This is a genomic window from Salinicola salarius, assembly GCF_002179555.1.
Taxonomy (GTDB): domain Bacteria; phylum Pseudomonadota; class Gammaproteobacteria; order Pseudomonadales; family Halomonadaceae; genus Salinicola; species Salinicola salarius_A.
Genome location: NZ_NHOU01000008.1, coordinates 113,444 through 130,810 on the forward strand (window position 1 = coordinate 113,444; position 17,367 = coordinate 130,810).

Consider the following 17,367-nt stretch of genomic DNA (forward strand, 5'->3'; position numbering starts at 1 on the left):
CTCCTTGCTGAATGCTGCGGCAACGTCTTCGAGAGGCTGCCCGATCTGCCGGAGCGCCACTGGCTGGCAGATTCCTGAAACGGCGAGGGCCGGTCATCGGCCGGCCCTCGAAGCATGCGCTTGCCTGCAGTCAGCCGCAGGTGATATCCGTGATCATGCGCTGGTCGTCGACCTTGATGTTGAGCCGTTCCGAACGATGATCCATCGTGTAAGCCTTGCCAGGCTCCATGATCCGGATCTCGGCGGCACGCGAACGATCCGCGATACGCGCCTGCAGCTCATCCGTCAGGGTCTCCCCGACCAGGCTGCCGACGGTCTGGGCGCCGCAGGCATCTTCGGGAACCGGCTTCACGTCCGGCGGCCGGGGCGCCTCGTCGGGCTTGGGCGCGGTGCTGCAACCCGCCAGTAGAAAGCCGCTCACGATCAATGCCGCTCCAGGAAACTTCATGTCCTACTCCTCATCGTCTTGATGACCCATTCCTGATCGAATGAACCTCGGATGAATCCATCCTAGCAGCTAGCGCCAGGCTCGGCATCGGCTGGTCGGCCGGGCGCAGTACCGCTAGACTCATCCTCTACCCAGGCGAGGTTCGTCATCCGGCCCTCGACAACAGCCGTCCCGGACGGACGCCCACAATAATCGAGTCTGCAAGCTCGACAAACGAGCCTTGCGCTCATCGATCGCAAAGGAACGCCGCCATGTCCCATTCGCTCCCCCGTCTACTCACCTCCGTTGCCGCCGCGGCGATGACCGTCAGCCTTGGCATGAGCCAGGCCATGGCGCAGGACGACCAGCAGCCGATTCGCGTCGCCTCCAAGATCGATACCGAAGGTTCGCTGCTCGGCAACATGATCGTCGACGTGCTGGAAAACGCCGACCTGCCGGTGGAGAGCCGTCTGCAGCTAGGCCCCACCAACATCGTGCGCCAGGCGCTGGTGGCTGGCGATATCGATCTCTACCCCGAATATACCGGCAACGGCGCGTTCTTCACCGATACCACCGACGACCCGGCGTGGAAGGACGAGCAGGCGGGCTACGAGAAGATCAAGGCCGCCGACAGCGAAGCGCACCAGCTGGCGTGGCTGACCCCGGCACCCGCCAACAACACCTGGGCGATCGCCGTACGCCAGGATGTCGCCGACGAAAACGACCTCTCCTCCATGGCCGACTTCGGTCAGTGGGTCAGCGACGGCGGCGAGATCAAGCTGGCCGCGTCGGCGGAATTCGTCGAGAGCGACGCGGCGCTGCCGAGCTTCCAGCGTGCCTATGACTTCACGCTCGGCGAAGACCAGCTGCTGGTGCTCTCCGGCGGCAACACTGCCGCGACCATCCGCGCCGCGGCCGAGGGCACCAGCGGCACCAATGCGGCCATGGTCTATGGCACGGATGGCGCCATCGCCGCCGCCGGGCTCAAGGTAATGGACGATCCCCAGGGCGTGCAGATGGTTTACGAACCGGCCCCGGTGGTGCGCCAGTCGGTGCTCGAGTCCTACCCGCAGATCGAGGAGTTGCTGAAGCCGGTGTTCGAATCGCTCGACCGTGAAACGCTGCAGACGCTGAACGGCAAGATCCAGGTCGACGGCCTGCCGGCGGATCAGGTCGCCCACGACTATCTCACCGAACAAGGCCTCCTGGACTGAACTCGATCATGGCGTCAGCCGCAAGCCATCAATGGGTCGGCAATCGGGTGCTGATGACGCTGCTCGTCGCCGCGGTCGCCAGCGTCGGGCTGCTGCCCTTCGCCAGTCTCTCGCCCAACCGACTGGCCTCGGGGCAGTCGGTGATGCTCTGGCAGGCGCTGGCAAGCTGGCAGCTCGCGGCCCTTGCGCTGATCGGGATAGCCCTGCTGATCGCGGCGCTGGCGAAGCCGATGGGGCCACGCGCCTCCCAATGGCTCGCGCTGGCCGCCACGCTGCCGCTGCTGGCGCTCGATTTCTACGGCCTCGGGGATTACGCCCATCGCGCGCTGGTCGACGCCTCGCCGGCGGCTCGCGTTTCCCAGGGCGCGACCTTCTGGATCCTGCTTCTCGTCTCTGCCCTGATCGCCATCGATGCCCTGCAGCGACTGCGTCTCGGCCTGACCCGGCGAGCGCTGTACGGCGCGCTGGCTCTGGCCGTGATCGGCGTCTGTTTCTCCGGTGAACTGCTCGCGCCGCTGTCGATCATGCGCGAGTTCGCCAATCAGGAGGAAAACTTCGTCGATCAGCTCATCCGCCACCTGCTGCTGGTGGGCGGCGCCCTGCTGCCTGCCCTGCTGGTCGGCCTGCCGCTGGGGCTGCTGGCGAATCGTCGTGCCCGCCTGCGCAACGGCCTGTTCAGCGTGCTCAACGTCTTCCAGACACTTCCCTCGATTGCCGTGTTCGGGCTGCTTATCGCGCCGCTCTCGGCGCTCGGCCGCGCCGTGCCGTGGCTGGGCGATCTCGGCGTCAGCGGCATCGGCGTGGCGCCGGCGATTATCGCGCTGGTGCTCTACTCGCTGCTGCCGATCGTGCGCAACACCTACTCCGGCCTTGCCGGTGTCTCCAGCGGTGCGCTGGAAGCGGCTCGCGGCATGGGCATGACGCCGCGCCAGATACTGTGGCAGGTGGAGATTCCGCTGGCATTACCGGTGATCCTCTCGGGGCTGCGTATCGTCACCGTTCAGGCGATCGGCCTGGTGGTGGTCGCCGCGCTGATCGGCGCCGGCGGCTTCGGCGCCTTCATCTTCCAGGGGCTGGGCCAGTACGCCATCGATCTGGTGCTGCTGGGGGCCATCCCGACCATCGTGCTGGCGGTGATCGCCGACTTCGTGCTGCAGATTCTGGTCGGTCTGAGCCGGCCGCCCGGCACCCGCCAGGAAAACACTGCCTAAATGGCTGCGCAGGCGAATCGCTGCGTTGCGCGGTGCTCGGAGTCCTCACATATACCCATATGCTCCGGGTCCTGCGCTCCGTGCGCCTTGCGCTTCATCCTGCTCGCCGATTTATTCAGCGATTCCTGAAGGAAGATTGATGACTGATGATTGAATTGCAAGGATTGACCAAGAGCTACGCCGGCACGAACGTCGTCGATGACGTCTCGCTGACGTTGGAGACTGGCGAGTTCGGCGTGCTGATCGGGCCTTCCGGTTGTGGCAAGTCGACCACGCTGAAAATGATCAATCGCCTGGTGCCCCTGAGCGGCGGCCGCATCATTCTCAATGGCGACGACGTCACCGACCTGCCGGCCGAACAGCTCAGACGGCGGATCGGCTACGCGATTCAGTCGACCGGGCTCTTCCCGCACTGGAGCGTGGCCCAGAACATCGCCACCGTGCCGCAGCTGCTGAAGTGGCCGAAGTCGCGTATCGACGATCGGGTCGACGAGCTGATGGCGATGTTCCATCTCGATCCCGTCGAATTTCGCCACAAGTATCCGCACCAGCTCTCCGGCGGGCAGGCGCAGCGTGTCGGCGTGGCCCGGGCGCTGGCCGCCGACCCGGAAATGCTGCTGATGGACGAGCCCTTCGGCGCGGTCGACCCGCTCACCCGCGAGGTGCTCCAGGCGGAGCTCAAGCGCGTCCACCAGCAGACCGGCAAGACCATCGTCTTCGTCACCCACGACATGGACGAGGCGCTGCAGCTCGCGACCCGCATTGCGCTGCTAAACGGCGGCCGGCTGGTACAGTACGACCGGCCGATCGAGATGATGGTGAAGCCTGCGGACGACTTCGTGCGCGAATTCATCGGCCAGGCGGATCTCGGCCTCAAGCTGCTCTCGAGGCGCTGGGTGCATCAATATCAACGGGCGCCGAGTCTCGAACACCACGCCACCCTTCCCGGTCTCGATCACTGCTGGCAGCTCGATGACGCCGGCCGGCCGGTTGCACTCGAAGGCGCGCGGCTGGACGACGACCATGGCGTCACGCCGGTCAAGGCCGAGTGGACCGCCAAGCCCGAGATGAGCCTGAAGGAGGCGCTCTCCCGCATGGTGTGGTATCGCGTAATGGTGCTGCCGGTAGTCGACGACGCAGGCAAGCTGATCGGCGAGATCGGCATGCAAGGCATCATGGGAATTCAGGCGGAAGCGGAGGGCCGGGTTTCATGAACGGCGCGATCCACGGGGCACGGCGGCTACGCGCTGCCTCCGCCGGGAACGGGGTCCTGGGCGTACTGATCGTGTTGCTGATCGGCCTGACGCTGGGCATGGGCCAGCTGGAGCCGCTGTTCCGGGCGCTGTTCCCGGACCTAGGCAACCCGCTCTACGCCCGGGACAGCTTCCTCAACCTGATGCTTGCGCACATCGGGCTGGTGCTGATGTCGTCGCTGATCTCGGTGACGATCGGCGTCGCCGCGGGCCTGTTCGTGACCCGCCCGGTCGGGCGCGAGTTCGAGCCGATGGTGTCGTCACTGGCCGCGATCGGCCAGACCTTCCCGCCCGCCGCGGTCCTCGCCATTGCCGTGCCGCTGGCCGGCTTCGGCTTCGCTCCGACCATCATCGCGCTCTCGCTCTACGGCCTGCTGCCGGTGATCCAGAACACCATCGCCGGTCTCGGCACGGTACCGCAGACCACGCTCGAGGCCGCCCGCGGCAACGGCATGAACCGCTGGCAGATTCTGCGCCGCGTGGAGCTGCCCCTGGCGATGCCGGTGATCATCGCCGGCATTCGCATTTCGGTGATCGTCAACATCGGCACCGCCACCATCGGCTCCACCGTCGGCGCCAAGAGCCTCGGCACGCCGCTGATTGCAGGCCTGGTCGGCAACAACCTGGCCTACGTAATCCAGGGGGCGCTGCTGGTCGGCCTGCTGGCGATCGTCACTGACCTGCTGTTCGAGCGGCTGGAGCGGCGTTACTCGTTCGGCGGTTGAGCTTATCCAAAGCCCTTAGCCAAAGCCCTTAACCAAAGCCCTTAACCAAAGCCCTTAACCAAAGCCCTTAGCCAAAGTACTGGGCGCCGTTGACGTCGACGATGGTGCCGGAGACGAACGCGGCGCCGTCGCTCGCCAGCCAGACTGCCGCCGAGGCGACATCCTCGGGCAGCCCGGCGCGTCCGGCGGGGATCGTCTCGATGGTGGCCCGCTTGGATTCGTCGGTAGTGAAGGTCGCATGGAACGGCGTCGCCTCGATGAAACCCGGCGCCAGCGCATTGACCGTGATCCCCCGATTCGCCACTTCCTTGGCCAGCCCGCGGGTGAAGCCGAACAGCGCTGCCTTGGCGGTGGCGTAGGCGGTGGCGCCGGGATGACCGCCGTTGCGTCCCGCCAGCGACGACACCGTGACGATACGTCCCCCTTCGCGAAACAGCGGCAGCAGATGGTGGGTGACCAGAAAGACCGAATCCACGTTGAGCGCCTGCACCTGGCGCCACAGCGAGAACGGCATCTCCTCGATGGTGGAGCGCTGAATCAGACCACCGGCGTTGTTGACCAGAATATCGATACCGCCGACCTCTTCGCGCAGCCACGCCGCGAAGGCCTCGACGGCAGATTCATCGGTGACGTCCAGCGACCGGGCCAACGCCCTTTCACCGCTGCTGGACGTCAGCGCTGCCAGCGCTTGTGCATCGGGCTCGTGAGAGCGATAGGTCACCACCACGCGTGCCCCGGCGGTCGCCAATGCCTGTGCAATGGCGTAGCCGATACCCACGCCGCCGCCGGTCACGACCGCGACCCGTCCCTGCAGATGATCGTCTGGCATGCAACGCTCCCTCTTCTCCGGTGATCGTGTTCTACGATGATCGGCAATCGTCGATACCGGCATTGAGTCAGCAAACGGGCGCCAAAATCAACCGCAAGGCAGGGCTGGCGCCGCCAGCCGGCCGAGTCAAAATCCAGCCGCCGCTTTCGAGCTCGGCCGCAGCACGTCGGATCAGGGCGTGCTCGATGCCCAGACGGCGCGACAGCAGCGCCGTGGTCGTCCCCGTCTTCTCCTCTCCACCGTCGCCCTGTGCATCGAGCGCTCTCAGGGCTACCAGGACCAGTGCCGCCAGCGGATCGAGCTGGGGATGTTCGACCTGCAACGCCTGCCACTGGCGCTGCAGGTCGACCGGATCAGGGAGCTCAGGCAAGCCGCGTGCTCGCCTCGAGCTTGACGGCGATCGACTTGGAGGCCGGCGTGTGGCTGAAATCGCCCTTGTGATCGAGCGGGATCAGCGGATTGGTCTCCGGATAGTAGGCAGCGGCGCAGCCCTGGGGCGTGTCGTAGGCAACGATCTTGAAGCCATCGACGCGGCGGGTCACGCCATCGTCCGATTCACCGATCAGGTCGACCCACTGCCCTGCCTCGAAGCCCAGACGCGCGATGTCTTCCCGGTTGAGGAAGATCACCCGGCGGCCGCCCTCGATGCCGCGATAGCGGTCGTCGTAGCCGTAGACGGTGGTGTTGTACTGATCGTGGGAGCGCATCGTCTGCAGCGTGAGCCAACCCTCGCGCGAGGCGAGACGCTGGTGCATCACCACCGTCGGCAACGCGTCATCGGAAAACTCGGCCTTGCCGGTCGCGGTGCCGAATTCGAGTCGGGCCACCGGATTGGCGAGCCAGAACCCGCGCGGCGCGCGAACGCGGGAGTTGAAGTCCTCGAAACCGGGGATGACCGCGGCGATATGCTCGCGGATGACATCGTAATCCTCACGCATCGCCGCCCAGTCGACGGCCTCGCTACCCGCGCTCTCCTGAGCGGGACTTTTCTCGTCAAACAAGCGCTCCGCGATCCCGGTGAGGATAGCGATCTCGGAACGCAGCGCCTTGTCCGCCGGTTTGTTGATACCGGCGGAGCCGTGAACCATGCTCATCGAGTCTTCCACCGTGATCAGCTGCGGCTTGCCCGCCACTCCGTTGCGATCGATGCTGCGGTCGATCTCGCTGCGGCCGATGCAGGGCAGAATCAGCGCCTGCTCGCCGGTGACCAGGTGGCTGCGGTTGAGCTTGGTGCTGATGAACGCGGTCAGCCGGCAGTTGGCCATCGCCTTCTCGGTGACGACACTGTCGGAAATCGCGCGGGTGAAGTTGCCGGCCAGACCGATGAACACCTTGCCGGGTCGGTCGCGCATCGCCTCGACCGCCGCCACGGAATCGACCCCGTGCTCCCGCGGCATCGGTCGGCCGTACTTCGCCTCCAGCGCGTCGAGCAATGCATCCGAGGGTTGCTCGTAGATGCCCATGGTGCGGTCGCCCTGGACGTTGGAATGCCCGCGAACCGGCGAGGTGCCGGCGCCGGACTTGCCAAGGTTGCCGCGCAGCATCAGCAGATTGACGATCTCGCGTACCGTCGGCACGGAATGGACATGCTGGGTGATGCCCATCGCCCAGCAGGCGATGGTGGCGTTGGAGCGCGCGTAGAGCTCGGCGGCCTGCTCCATCTCCTCGCGGGTCAGGCCGGACTGGGCCTCCAGCGCGGCCCAGTCGGTCGCTTCGACGCGGACACGATAGGCCTCGAAATGAGCGGTATGGGCTGCCAGGAAGTCGTGATCGAGCACGTCCTCCCCGGCGGCATCGCGAGCGAACAGCGCCTTGGCCATGCCGCGCACCACGGCCATGTCGCCGCCCAGCTTGGGCCGGAAGTAGTGGCTGCTGATGCGGTGGCTGCCGTTGTGCAGCATCTCGAACGGCTTCTGCGGATCGGCGAACTTCTCGAGCCCCCGCTCCTTCAATGTGTTGAAGGTGACGATGGTCGCGCCCCGTTCGGCGGCCTCGCGCAGGACGCCGAGCATGCGTGGATGGTTGGTGCCCGGGTTCTGCCCGAACACGAAGATCGCCTCGGCCTGCTCGAAGTCCTCGAGACGTACACTGCCCTTGCCGGTGCCCAGCGCCGCATTGAGCGCCACGCCACTGGCTTCGTGACACATGTTGGAGCAGTCCGGCAGGTTGTTGGTGCCGTAAAGGCGCGCCAGCAGCTGGAACACGTAGGCGGACTCGTTGCCCGCCTTGCCGGAGGTGTAAAAGATGGCGTCGTCCGGCGTGGGCAGCGCCTTGAGCTCGGCGGCGATCAGCTCGAGCGCGTCGTCCCAGGCGATCGGCTCGTAGTGGTCGGTCTCGGCGTTGTAGCGCATCGGCTCCACCAGCCGCCCCTGGTCCTCGAGCCGATAGTCGTCCCAGGTCTTCAGTTCGCTGACGCTGTGTCTGGCGAAGAACTCGCGAGTCACACGCTTGGCCGTCGCTTCCCAGGTCACCGCCTTGACGCCGTTTTCGCAGAACTCGAACGAGGAGCCGTGCTCCGGATCGCCCCAGGCGCATCCCGGGCAGTCGAAGCCGTCCGGCTGGTTGAGCTTGAACAGCGAACGCGCATTGAGCGCCGGTGAGCGGCTGTGCAACAGATGCTTGCCGACCGACTTCAGCGCGCCCCAGCCGCCCGCCGGGTTGTGATAGTCGAAGATCTTCGCATCCGGCTGGATGACATCGGCGCCGGACGCGTTCTGGCTGGATTCTTGGCGGGGCTGGGACATGTTTCTCCTCCCGGGAAACGATCGGACGACGATCACGAATGCTTGCAGGCTCGGGGCGCGAGCGCAAATGGATCCGGTCGTCGATGGTAACGAGTTCGATCAGGAAAACGTCAGGAGCAGGCGTGTTCGGAGTTGGCCGAGCGCGTCTTCGGCTGGCGGCAATGCTTGCTGATCTCGTCTCGAACGATGCTGGCTTTCGACGCTGACCGGATCGACGATGCCGGCCGACAGGCGATAGGGCGACCTCCAGCGGAGCGCCGACGACACTCGTGCTTCGGAAGCTATCGAGTGTCGAGAAGACGATGAGGGCAACGTCGTGTCAGGGGGGCACAGCATAGCACGCAGCAGAACCGTTCGCATGCTCATCGATGTTCATCGACCGTCATCGATTCCGCCGAACCCGTGGCTCAGCCGTCGCCACGACTCAACAGTTCGAGCCGTTTGCCACGATGGCAGTTGATCAGCGTCAGGTTGCAGCTGCGCGCGACTTCGACCGCGAGACGGGAGGGATAGGAGAGCGTCGCCAAGGCAGGGATCTTCGCCCTGACGCTTTTCTGGACCAGCTCCAGGCTGCAGCGGCTGGAGGTCATCACCAGCGCCAGCAGGGTGCCGGCGATCAGGCTGGCGCCGATCACCTTGTCCAGGGCGTTATGCCGACCGATATCGCGGCCGACCGTGGCGACCGTGCCCGCCTCGGAAAGCCCCAGGGCCAGGTGCATGCCGGGAGCGGATTCGGTGCGCAGGGATTCGAGACCCGATGCGAGGGTATCGACTTCCGGCAACGCCGTGCCGGGCAGCCGGGTCAAGCCAAAGAGCAGCTGCGATTCCTCCTGCACGCCGCAGGCGCCGCAGCCGCTGGTCGACAGCGTCGCCCTCGCCTGGCTGCCGGCGCGCCGGGCGATCCGGTCGGCAACCCGCAAGCGAACCCGGAAGCCGTGGCGGCTGGTCTCGATCTCGATAGCGCCGACATCGGCGTAGCGATCGATCACGCCCTCGCTGAACGCGAACCCGACCGCCAGCGCTTCGAGCTGGTCCGGCGTCGCCAGCACGGTAGCGTAGGCGGTGTCGTTGAACACGATGGAGACGGGCGACTCCTGCGGCCCGGGAAGCGTATCGAGGGAGCAGGCGCTGGCGTCATCGAAGATCGCCAAGGAATCGGGATCAGGCAGAGGCGTTTGGGTGCGGGAAGACGATGTCATGCATGACTCCGTTCCATCGACGAGTGTCAGGGAGGAAGCACGGCTCCACTTTATCACGGAATCATGGGGTCACGGGGCGGTGCGCGAGGCGGGGAATTACGTGGACTAGGTCAGGCGAGATATTCATCAGGTAAGATATTCCGGCAAGGCGGAATGGCAAACGCCCGATCCTCGTGACCGGGCGTTTTCGAACTCAGCTGGCAGCGTCCTGTACGGCTTCGCCACCGGCTTCGACGTCCTTGCCAGCGCCATCGACGGTGTTGCATCCCGCCAGGATACCGGCGCTGAACAGTGCGAACAGAGAGAAAGCAATCAGGCGTTTCATGGTGTCGTCCTCCTTAACGTTTTAGACGGATGAATTCTTGGCTCATCCGGGCCGTTTTGTTATCGGCCTGTCATCAAGGTAGCAGAAAGTCGTGAAAAACGCGCAACACGACTTGTCTAACTGTCGGATTTCGCATCCAAACTGCCGGCCTATCGCCGTTTCATGCACGGCAACGCGGGGCGCGCCGAGACGGCAACGGGCCTAGGGTCTGTTGACGTTTCATGCACGGCCGCGCCGGAGCCAGTTTTTGTGCGGGGCAAGGCGTGAGGAGCGTAGTTTGGTCATTCCAAATGAACGACGAATAACGCAGCACCGTGCAAAAACTGGCCCGGCCCTTCGGGTTGCGCGCCAAATGGCGCCATGCGGCGTTGCGGGATTGGAAAAGGGAACCACCCTTCTCTGCATCCCGCGCCTGGCCTGGCGCCATTTGGCGCAGCAACGCGGTTCGCGCTGAAACGTCAACAGACCCTAACGGGAAGCGTTCTGGATCTTCTCGCCGCCGCGTTCGATATCCTGGCCCAGCCCATGCATCGTATTGCAGGCACTCAGTGTCAGTAACAGGCAGCCAATGGCCAGCCATCCCCATCCAGCTTTCATCGTCCTATCCTCGTCACAGGGCCGCCTTTCGATAGCGCTTACTTCTATCACGGCGGCAACGCCGAAATCTTACCACCGTTCCCGCGGTCGCCGCGCAACTCGACGCCTTCATGGCAGCGACGTAAAGTGGCGCCTCGAGTCCTCTCTTTCGGTCTTGTTCTTCGTCGCCTTTCAACCGGAGCCGCCATGCCCCTCTTCACGCTCGACACACGCCTGCAGCAGGATAGCGTCCACGTCATCGACCTGAGGTTGTGCCAGGTCCGCCTGAGCCGGGATGCGCGCTATCCCTGGGTCATCCTGGTCCCACGGCGCGACAGTGTCGTCGAGATCTACGATCTGTCCCCCGACGATCAGGCACGTCTGTGGCAGGAAGCCACTCGACTGGGCCAGGCGATGATGCGCCACTACGGCGGCGACAAGCTGAACGTCGCCACGCTCGGCAATCTGGTGCCGCAGCTCCACCTGCACGTGATCGTACGTTTTCAGGGCGATGCCGCCTGGCCGGGCCCGATCTGGGGTCAGGGTGTAGCCGAGGCCTACGCCGACGACGCGCTCGAAGGGCGCCGCGACGAAATCGTTCGACTGGCGAGCGAAGCCGGTCTCTCCAACTGACGACTTGGCGGTCCGACGAACCGACCACGAGCTCGGCGCTTAAACTTCAGGTAACGAGAATCGTCTCCGCTCGAGACGACCCAGAATCAGCCGCGCCCCGACCCGAATGGCCCCGGGGCAGGTTCGGACTGCTGCGCCGTGGGCGCCCCCAGCATGGGCGGCGCGGCGGACGGCCCACGCTGCCACTGCGCCAGCGTCAGCGATAGCCCCAGCACGAGTATCAACGCCCCGCCCGCCAGGCCGATCCAGGCCTGCCACTGACCGCCACCAGCCGCCGGCTTGAGATGACGCTTGACCCAATCCCGCGCCACGACGCTGAGCAGCGCCAGCACCGAGACGGTCAGCGCCGTTCCCGCCGACATCGCCAACACCGACACCACGCCCTTGCCGAACTGGTCCAGCAGCGCGGCCGCGCCCAGCAGCAGGACGGCGCCGCTACAGGGCCGAATCCCGATCGAGAGCACCGTCAGCAGGGCCACGCGCCAATCGCTCGCCTTGCGCGGGTCGACATGATGCTCGTGCCCGCAACTGCAGTGCGCTCCATGTGCATGGCGCTGCCCATGAATGCCCTCCTGCGCGAGCGAACCGGCGTGACGGGAACGCCATAGACGACGCAGCGAACGCACGCAGAGCCAGAACCCCAGCAGCGAGACGACGGCGAAGCTGACCAGCTCGGCCTGCTCGATGCTGCCCATGGCCTGTCGGGTCAGCCAGCCCAGACCGAAGACCAGCACGCCGATGATGGCGATCGCCATCACGCCCTGCAGCAAAGCCGCCAGCGCGGAAAGCCCCAGCGCGCGGCGCCAGGCGCCGCCCTGCGAGGCCAGGTAAGTGCTCAGCACCACCTTGCCATGGCCCGGCCCCGCCGCATGAAAGACGCCGTAGCCGAAGCTCACGCCGAGCAACAAGCCCCAGGTCGCCGCGTTCGGCGTACGCTTGAGCGCAGTGACCGCCTCGACCAGAGCGTGGTAGAACTCGCCCTGCCAGTACACGATGCGTACCGCGGCCTGCTGCCACCAGCCCAGCGAATACCCCGCCACGCCGATGGCGGTCAGCAGTGCCAGCGGAATCAGCACTTTCAGCAACGCATTCAACCGGGGCACGTGATCTCTCCGGTCTCGGCAAAGAAGCGGCCGAGATTCGGCTCGCCGGTCTCGCTCTTGTCCAGCATCGCCGCTTCCATCACTTTCTGCGGATCCGGCGTTGCCTTGACGACGACCGAGGCGCATCCCTCGGGGGCGTTTTCCAGCGTCAGGGCACCGGGCAGCGGCCGGGAGCCATCCTCGTTGGCCTCGTGGACCATCTCGATGTAGTAGGTCGGATCGAAGATGCGATAGCGCAGGGTACGGCCGGCCAGCGGTTGCGGCGTCGCCAGCGGCAGCACGAAGTCGTAGATCAACCGTTCGTCGCGATAGTCGGTATTGGTGTCGCTGACGTCTCCCTGAGCCAAGGCTTCGCCGCCGAGAGTGATCGTGGTCAGGTTGTGCTGGGTGGCGAGGTTGTTGCGGATCTCGGCGCCCAGCGCATCGAGACGCTCGGCCATGCTGGTGCCGTCGTCGACAGTCGCCATCCCTTCCATCACCACCTGACTGTAGAACGGGTCCATGCGCCAGCGCTGACGCAGCGCGGTCAGGTTTCCCTCGTCATCGAAGATCCCCTCGATGCTCATGTCGACCCAGCCGTGCGGGTGGGCCAATGCCGCCGAAGGCTCTCCCAGACACAGGGCGATCCCCAGGCCCAGCCAGCCATAGCGACAACGAGACAACACTCTCTTCAAGGCAGCAATCCCAACCGATTCTGAACGTCGATGAACAGCGGATCGAGCTCCAGCGCATCCAGTGGCTGGCCGCCGCGCCGGCCGCTCAGGGTGAGGAAGGTATCGCCGTTCTGGATGACCAGCCCCGGCGGACGTTCGCCGCCACTGGCGACCTGGGCGTGGACCTCGTAACCCGATCGAGACGCCAGCACGGCATCGATCTGGCCCAGGTCGCCATCGGCGTGACGGATCACGAACCCGCGCTCGGCCAGCATCGCGAGCGTTGCCTTGAGCGTGGCTTCTGCCGTCGCCTCGACGGCGATACTCCGTGGCTGCGGTTGCGGCGCGACGGCACAGCCAGCCAGCGAAAGCATGCCGATCAGCAGCCCCAGCCAGGCGACTCGCCAAGGTCGGGAATGGGATGCCGTACGCCGCCTAAGCGCGGGCATCTTGCGATGATTCATGGCGTTGCCTCCCCAGCGGTCCTGTTCAGGCGGGTATCGATCTCCTGTCGCAACTGCTGGCAGAACGAGGGCTGGTTGTAGCTGCGTGCATCGATCAGATAGCCGTTGTAGTCGACCACCACCGAATCACGGTCGACCAGGGTCGTCTGCTCCGGTGTCACCACCGAAACGCGCTCGATCTGGACCGGGTCGGTGTTGTAGCCACCGCCGAAGTTCTGGAACACACCCAGCGAGTAGCCGTTCCTCCCTCCCAAGCCGAAGCCGCCCCAGAACCCGGTACGCCCGAACGGACTCTCCACCGCGCCGAGGCCCGGCTGCAATGTCTTTCGCTCGGCGCTGACCAGACCCAGCGTGGCATCGGTATCGAGGATGGCATAGCCCTGACCTTCGAGCGCCTCGCGCGTGGCCCGCAGTCGCTCCAGCGGATCGGCACTGCCGGCCGGCCAGCGGCAGGCAGCCGGTAGCGCATTGCCACCGGCCGCCGAGGTGGGCGGCGGTGCCGACAGCGTCTGGCAACCGCTCAGCAAGCCGAGCCCGATAAAGAGAGCCATCCAGCGCCCAATCCGACATCGTCGATCGTTCATGACAGCCTCCTCGCGGGGGATTGCGAACAGCGTTCAGCATGCCAGTTAGCCACGGGCGTTACCACGCTCAGATCATCACCAGCACACCTCCCAGAGCATAAAGCATCAATATGATCGCGCTCTCGAAGCCGATCCCGCCCCAGTTCTGTTCCTCACGGCGAATCAGGCCCAGCATCATCACACCGGTCATCACGATGGTAATCGCGATCCATAGCAGTACTTGATTAGAAACGACGTGGTAGATCGAGCCGTCGCGGTAAGCGATATCCGACGCCGCGACAAACAGCGTATCGAAGGCATTGCCACCGATGATGCCGCTGACCGCCAGAGTCAACGCGCCACGCCGCACCGCCGCGATCGAGGTCACCAGTTCGGGCAGCGAAGTCACCACAGCGGTCAGCAACGCCCCAACCGCTGTGGCCGAAAGCCCCGTCTCGTCGCCAATCACGGTCGCCGCACGCTCGAGCACCAGACCGGTCACGGCCAGCACGGCCGCCAGCAGCACGAAACGCAGCCACAAGCCGGATAGCGACTCCTGCGAGGAAGACGCTGGCGGCTCATCGGCAAAGGTCTCCTTCGTCTGCGTCGGTGACCACATCGGATGTTGCTGGGCACTACGAACCTTGGCCAGTCCGTAGAGATAACCGGCGAACAGCAAAGGTGTAACTGGATGCACACCGAAGAAGGTCACCGGAGGGGTATAAACGCCGACTAACAGCAGGGCCAGCAGACAGACCAGCAAGCCGCTCTGCATCAGGTTGCCGATCGAGGGCGCGGCGTGTTCGAGATTGGCGCGGCGATAGGTCAGGTCGGCCAGGGCCAGAAACGCCGTCTGCACCGCGATACCGCCCAGCCCATTGCTCATCGCCAGTTCCGGCTGGCCCTGCCAGGCAGAGGAGACCGACACGACGATACCGGGCAGCGACGTCGTCGCGCCCAGCAGGATCGCGCCGGCAATCGCTTCGCCAAGGCCGGTGCGGTCGGCCAGGCGGTCGGCTACGCCCGCCAGATAGGTGCCGGCGGTGCCGATGATCAATGCACAGGCGATGAAGATCCCTATCGCCAGCGGTAAAGACAGGGTGAGGAAGTCGAGGGGCACGGCTATTCCTTTAGCGGGGCACGGTATGAAAAGGCAACTGACGACCAACAGCAGCCGCCCCATCCAACGCTAGTCGTTCACGCCTCAACCGGCTAGCGATGGCTCAGCTATGACGAATACGTCCTTGCGCTTTATGGGTACCTCCTCATGCCGATCTACTGCTGTCGCGCAGTTTTTTGTGAGATTCACCCGAGCGTTTCATTCTTCGATTCGGCTATCCTCGTTTAACGACGACTTTCTCGCTGTCATAGGCGAAGAATGTTATTTGCTATTTGCCATGGTCATAGAGGATTCCATGAACATCGTCATCGCCCCCGATAGCTTCAAGGATGCGCTCTCCGCCCGCGACGCCGCCGCCGCCATTGCCGCCGGCCTGAAGCGGGAGCTGCCCGATGCCACCTTGCATGAGTGCCCGATGGGCGATGGCGGTGAAGGCACGCTGGATGCGCTGCTGGCGGCCACCGGTGCCGAGCGGCGCACGGCGAACGTGCAGGACGCGCTGGGGCGCGAGGCCACCGCAGCCTGGGGCTGGCACCAGGCCACTCTCACCGCGTTCGTCGAACTGGCCGAAGCCAGCGGCCTGCAGCAGCTCGAACGCGAGGAGCGCACCGCGCTCCACAGCACCACCTTCGGCGTCGGCCAGTTGATCGAGGCGGCGCTGGATGCCGGTGCCCGCTCGCTGGTACTGACGTTGGGCGGCAGTGCCACCAACGATGCCGGCGCCGGCATGCTGGCGGCCCTTGGTGCCCGCCTGCTCGACAGCGAAGACCGGCCCCTCCCGCCGGGCGGCGCCGCGCTGGCCGACCTGGCGACGCTCGACCTCGACGGGCTCGATTCTCGCCTGGCCTCGCTGGAGGTGAGGACCGCCGTCGACGTCGACAATCCGCTGCTCGGCCCACGGGGCGCCAGTGCCATCTTCGGCCCGCAGAAAGGCGCTACCAGCGCCGACGTCGAACGGCTCGACAGCGCGCTTTCCCACTTCGCCGATCATGCGGCGCACGCCCTGGGGGAGGATTTCCGCGAACTGCCCGGTGCCGGTGCCGCCGGCGGCATGGGCTTCGCCGCGCGCGCCTTCCTCGGCGCCACGCTGCGTCCCGGCATCGAGCTGGTCATGGAGCAGGTGAAATTCGATACGCTGCTCGCCGATGCCGACTGGGTGATCACCGGCGAAGGCCAGCTAGACGGCCAGAGCCTATCGGGCAAGACACCGATCGGCATCGCTCGCCGTGCCGAACGCTTCGGCGTTCCCACCGTCGCGCTGGTCGGGCGCCTGGGAGACCAGTGGCAGGCCGCCTTCGATCACGGCATTACGGCGGCGTTCGCCCTGGCGGACGGCCCGATCACTTTGGACGAGGCGCTATCACGCTGCGGCGAACTGCTGAGCGACCGCGCGCGGACACTGGCCCGGCTCTGGCAGGTCGCTCCTCGCTAGGGGTGCGACATTTCGCTCGCCCCAAACCCTTGCTTTCCTCTCGTGCTGCCCTGATATCTTCAAGACAGCGCAGCACGTCACAACATGATAGAACGACACTATCCGTCCTATACCGACGCTTGAGTGGGCCTCGATGCAGCGCCCGGCTAGACTGACTATCAGCACCTTCAAGGAGAGATCTCATGTCCGATACCAATGCCATTGGTCTACACGCTTCCAGTGCGTCCCAGCTTGCGGAAAAGCTTAACGCCCTGCTGGCCAACTATCAGGTGTTCTACATGAACACTCGCGGCTATCACTGGAACGTCAAGGGTGAGCAGTTCTTCGAGCTCCATGCCAAATTCGAAGAGATCTACACCGACCTGCTGACCAAGGTCGACGAAGTGGCCGAGCGCATCCTGACGCTGGGTTACCAGCCGCTGCACGCCTACAGCGACTACGCCAAGATTTCCCAGATTCAGGAAGACAAGCAGGTTTCCGACGGCAAGCAGTGCGTTCAGGGCCTGGTGAAAGGCTTTCAGGTTCTGATCGAGCTCCAGCGCGAGCTGCTCTCCCAGGCCAGCGATGCCGACGATGAAGGCACCGCCTCTCTGGCCAGCGATTACATTCGCGAGCAGGAAAAGACCGTGTGGATGCTCAACGCCTATCTGGGCTGAGTATTCAGCGTAACCTATTGGAAAACAGGGCGAATCCTGCCGACAGAAAAGCCGCCTGCGGGCGGCTTTTCTGTCTCTGCCCCTGAGGCCTCTCGACATTTAAGTAAACTTTAGTACACCATTGTAACGCTGTCTTAAACCCACCAGCGCCTGGGCCTTTATTGTCTGCCCGCAGGCTCGCGCGTGATTTTGCACGTCTTGGAGTCATCCAGCATGTCGGTCGATTTTGATTACCCCTCC

General features: G+C 65.0%; 19 protein-coding genes. 7 read left to right on the plus strand and 12 right to left on the minus strand.

Annotated features, from left to right (window positions below):
- Window positions 1-130: 130 nt before the first annotated feature.
- A complete protein-coding gene (locus CCD76_RS08700; protein WP_087719126.1) occupies window positions 131-448 on the minus strand; it encodes an I78 family peptidase inhibitor in 318 nt (105 codons plus the stop codon).
- Window positions 449-699: 251 nt separating this feature from the next.
- On the opposite strand from CCD76_RS08700, the gene osmF reads away from it, so the two are divergent.
- From osmF to CCD76_RS08720, 4 genes are all read left to right on the plus strand, one after another.
- A complete protein-coding gene (gene osmF / locus CCD76_RS08705) occupies window positions 700-1,641 on the plus strand; it encodes a glycine betaine ABC transporter substrate-binding protein OsmF (RefSeq protein ID WP_373419412.1) in 942 nt (313 codons plus the stop codon).
- Window positions 1,642-1,649: 8 nt separating this feature from the next.
- Window positions 1,650-2,852, plus strand: a complete 1,203-nt coding sequence (locus CCD76_RS08710; protein WP_087719127.1) for an ABC transporter permease — start codon at window positions 1,650-1,652, stop codon at window positions 2,850-2,852.
- Between the two features lie 146 nt (window positions 2,853-2,998).
- On the plus strand, window positions 2,999-4,066 hold the full coding sequence (locus CCD76_RS08715; RefSeq protein WP_087719128.1) for an ABC transporter ATP-binding protein: 1,068 nt from the start codon (window positions 2,999-3,001) through the stop codon (window positions 4,064-4,066).
- Window positions 4,063-4,830 (plus strand): ABC transporter permease, encoded by a 768-nt coding sequence (locus CCD76_RS08720; RefSeq protein ID WP_087719129.1) that lies wholly within the window; start codon window positions 4,063-4,065, stop codon window positions 4,828-4,830. The genes CCD76_RS08715 and CCD76_RS08720 overlap by 4 nt, the downstream gene beginning before the upstream one ends.
- A gap of 67 nt (window positions 4,831-4,897) precedes the next feature.
- On the opposite strand, the gene CCD76_RS08725 is transcribed toward CCD76_RS08720, so the two are convergent.
- From CCD76_RS08725 to CCD76_RS08750, 6 genes are all read right to left on the minus strand, one after another.
- Window positions 4,898-5,659: an SDR family NAD(P)-dependent oxidoreductase gene (locus tag CCD76_RS08725; RefSeq protein ID WP_087719130.1), complete on the minus strand. Its 762-nt coding sequence runs from the start codon at window positions 5,657-5,659 to the stop codon at window positions 4,898-4,900.
- A 67-nt stretch (window positions 5,660-5,726) separates the two neighbouring features.
- Window positions 5,727-6,029, minus strand: coding sequence for a hypothetical protein (locus tag CCD76_RS08730; protein ID WP_087719131.1), 303 nt, complete (start codon window positions 6,027-6,029; stop codon window positions 5,727-5,729).
- The gene (locus CCD76_RS08735) at window positions 6,022-8,403 is read right to left on the minus strand and encodes an FdhF/YdeP family oxidoreductase (protein ID WP_087719132.1); all 2,382 of its coding nucleotides are present in this window, start codon (window positions 8,401-8,403) and stop codon (window positions 6,022-6,024) included. The genes CCD76_RS08730 and CCD76_RS08735 overlap by 8 nt, the downstream gene beginning before the upstream one ends.
- A 407-nt stretch (window positions 8,404-8,810) precedes the next feature.
- Window positions 8,811-9,602, minus strand: a complete 792-nt coding sequence (locus CCD76_RS08740; RefSeq protein ID WP_087719133.1) for a formate dehydrogenase accessory sulfurtransferase FdhD — start codon at window positions 9,600-9,602, stop codon at window positions 8,811-8,813.
- 193 nt (window positions 9,603-9,795) lie between these two features.
- The gene (locus tag CCD76_RS08745; protein WP_071232719.1) at window positions 9,796-9,927 is read right to left on the minus strand and encodes an entericidin A/B family lipoprotein; all 132 of its coding nucleotides are present in this window, start codon (window positions 9,925-9,927) and stop codon (window positions 9,796-9,798) included.
- Window positions 9,928-10,395: 468 nt separating this feature from the next.
- The gene (locus tag CCD76_RS08750) at window positions 10,396-10,524 is read right to left on the minus strand and encodes an entericidin A/B family lipoprotein (RefSeq protein ID WP_083387449.1); all 129 of its coding nucleotides are present in this window, start codon (window positions 10,522-10,524) and stop codon (window positions 10,396-10,398) included.
- Window positions 10,525-10,710: 186 nt separating this feature from the next.
- On the opposite strand from CCD76_RS08750, the gene CCD76_RS08755 reads away from it, so the two are divergent.
- Window positions 10,711-11,136 carry an HIT domain-containing protein gene (locus tag CCD76_RS08755; RefSeq protein WP_087719134.1) on the plus strand — a complete coding sequence of 142 codons (426 nt, stop codon included), beginning with the start codon at window positions 10,711-10,713 and terminating at the stop codon, window positions 11,134-11,136.
- 86 nt (window positions 11,137-11,222) lie between these two features.
- On the opposite strand, the gene CCD76_RS08760 is transcribed toward CCD76_RS08755, so the two are convergent.
- The 5 genes from CCD76_RS08760 to CCD76_RS08775 all read right to left on the minus strand — a co-directional run bounded on the left by CCD76_RS08760 (window position 11,223) and on the right by CCD76_RS08775 (window position 15,039).
- Window positions 11,223-12,239 (minus strand): nickel/cobalt transporter, encoded by a 1,017-nt coding sequence (locus tag CCD76_RS08760; RefSeq protein WP_087719135.1) that lies wholly within the window; start codon window positions 12,237-12,239, stop codon window positions 11,223-11,225.
- On the minus strand, window positions 12,227-12,904 hold the full coding sequence (locus CCD76_RS08765) for a DUF1007 family protein (protein ID WP_256961226.1): 678 nt from the start codon (window positions 12,902-12,904) through the stop codon (window positions 12,227-12,229). The genes CCD76_RS08760 and CCD76_RS08765 overlap by 13 nt, the downstream gene beginning before the upstream one ends.
- 5 nt (window positions 12,905-12,909) lie before the next feature.
- A complete protein-coding gene (locus CCD76_RS20035; RefSeq protein ID WP_179208879.1) occupies window positions 12,910-13,356 on the minus strand; it encodes a hypothetical protein in 447 nt (148 codons plus the stop codon).
- Window positions 13,353-13,940 (minus strand): hypothetical protein, encoded by a 588-nt coding sequence (locus CCD76_RS08770; RefSeq protein ID WP_087719136.1) that lies wholly within the window; start codon window positions 13,938-13,940, stop codon window positions 13,353-13,355. Before CCD76_RS08770 ends, CCD76_RS20035 begins: the two co-directional genes overlap by 4 nt.
- Before the next feature lie 67 nt (window positions 13,941-14,007).
- Window positions 14,008-15,039, minus strand: coding sequence for a sodium:calcium antiporter (locus CCD76_RS08775; RefSeq protein WP_256961221.1), 1,032 nt, complete (start codon window positions 15,037-15,039; stop codon window positions 14,008-14,010).
- A gap of 295 nt (window positions 15,040-15,334) precedes the next feature.
- Here CCD76_RS08775 and CCD76_RS08780 point away from each other — a divergent pair, with 295 nt between their 5' ends.
- Both CCD76_RS08780 and CCD76_RS08785 read left to right on the plus strand, forming a co-directional pair.
- The gene (locus CCD76_RS08780) at window positions 15,335-16,471 is read left to right on the plus strand and encodes a glycerate kinase (RefSeq protein ID WP_087719138.1); all 1,137 of its coding nucleotides are present in this window, start codon (window positions 15,335-15,337) and stop codon (window positions 16,469-16,471) included.
- Between the two features lie 182 nt (window positions 16,472-16,653).
- Entirely contained in the window at window positions 16,654-17,127 is a 474-nt protein-coding gene (locus tag CCD76_RS08785) for a Dps family protein (RefSeq protein WP_087719139.1), read from the plus strand.
- The last annotated feature ends 240 nt before the right edge of the window (window positions 17,128-17,367 follow it).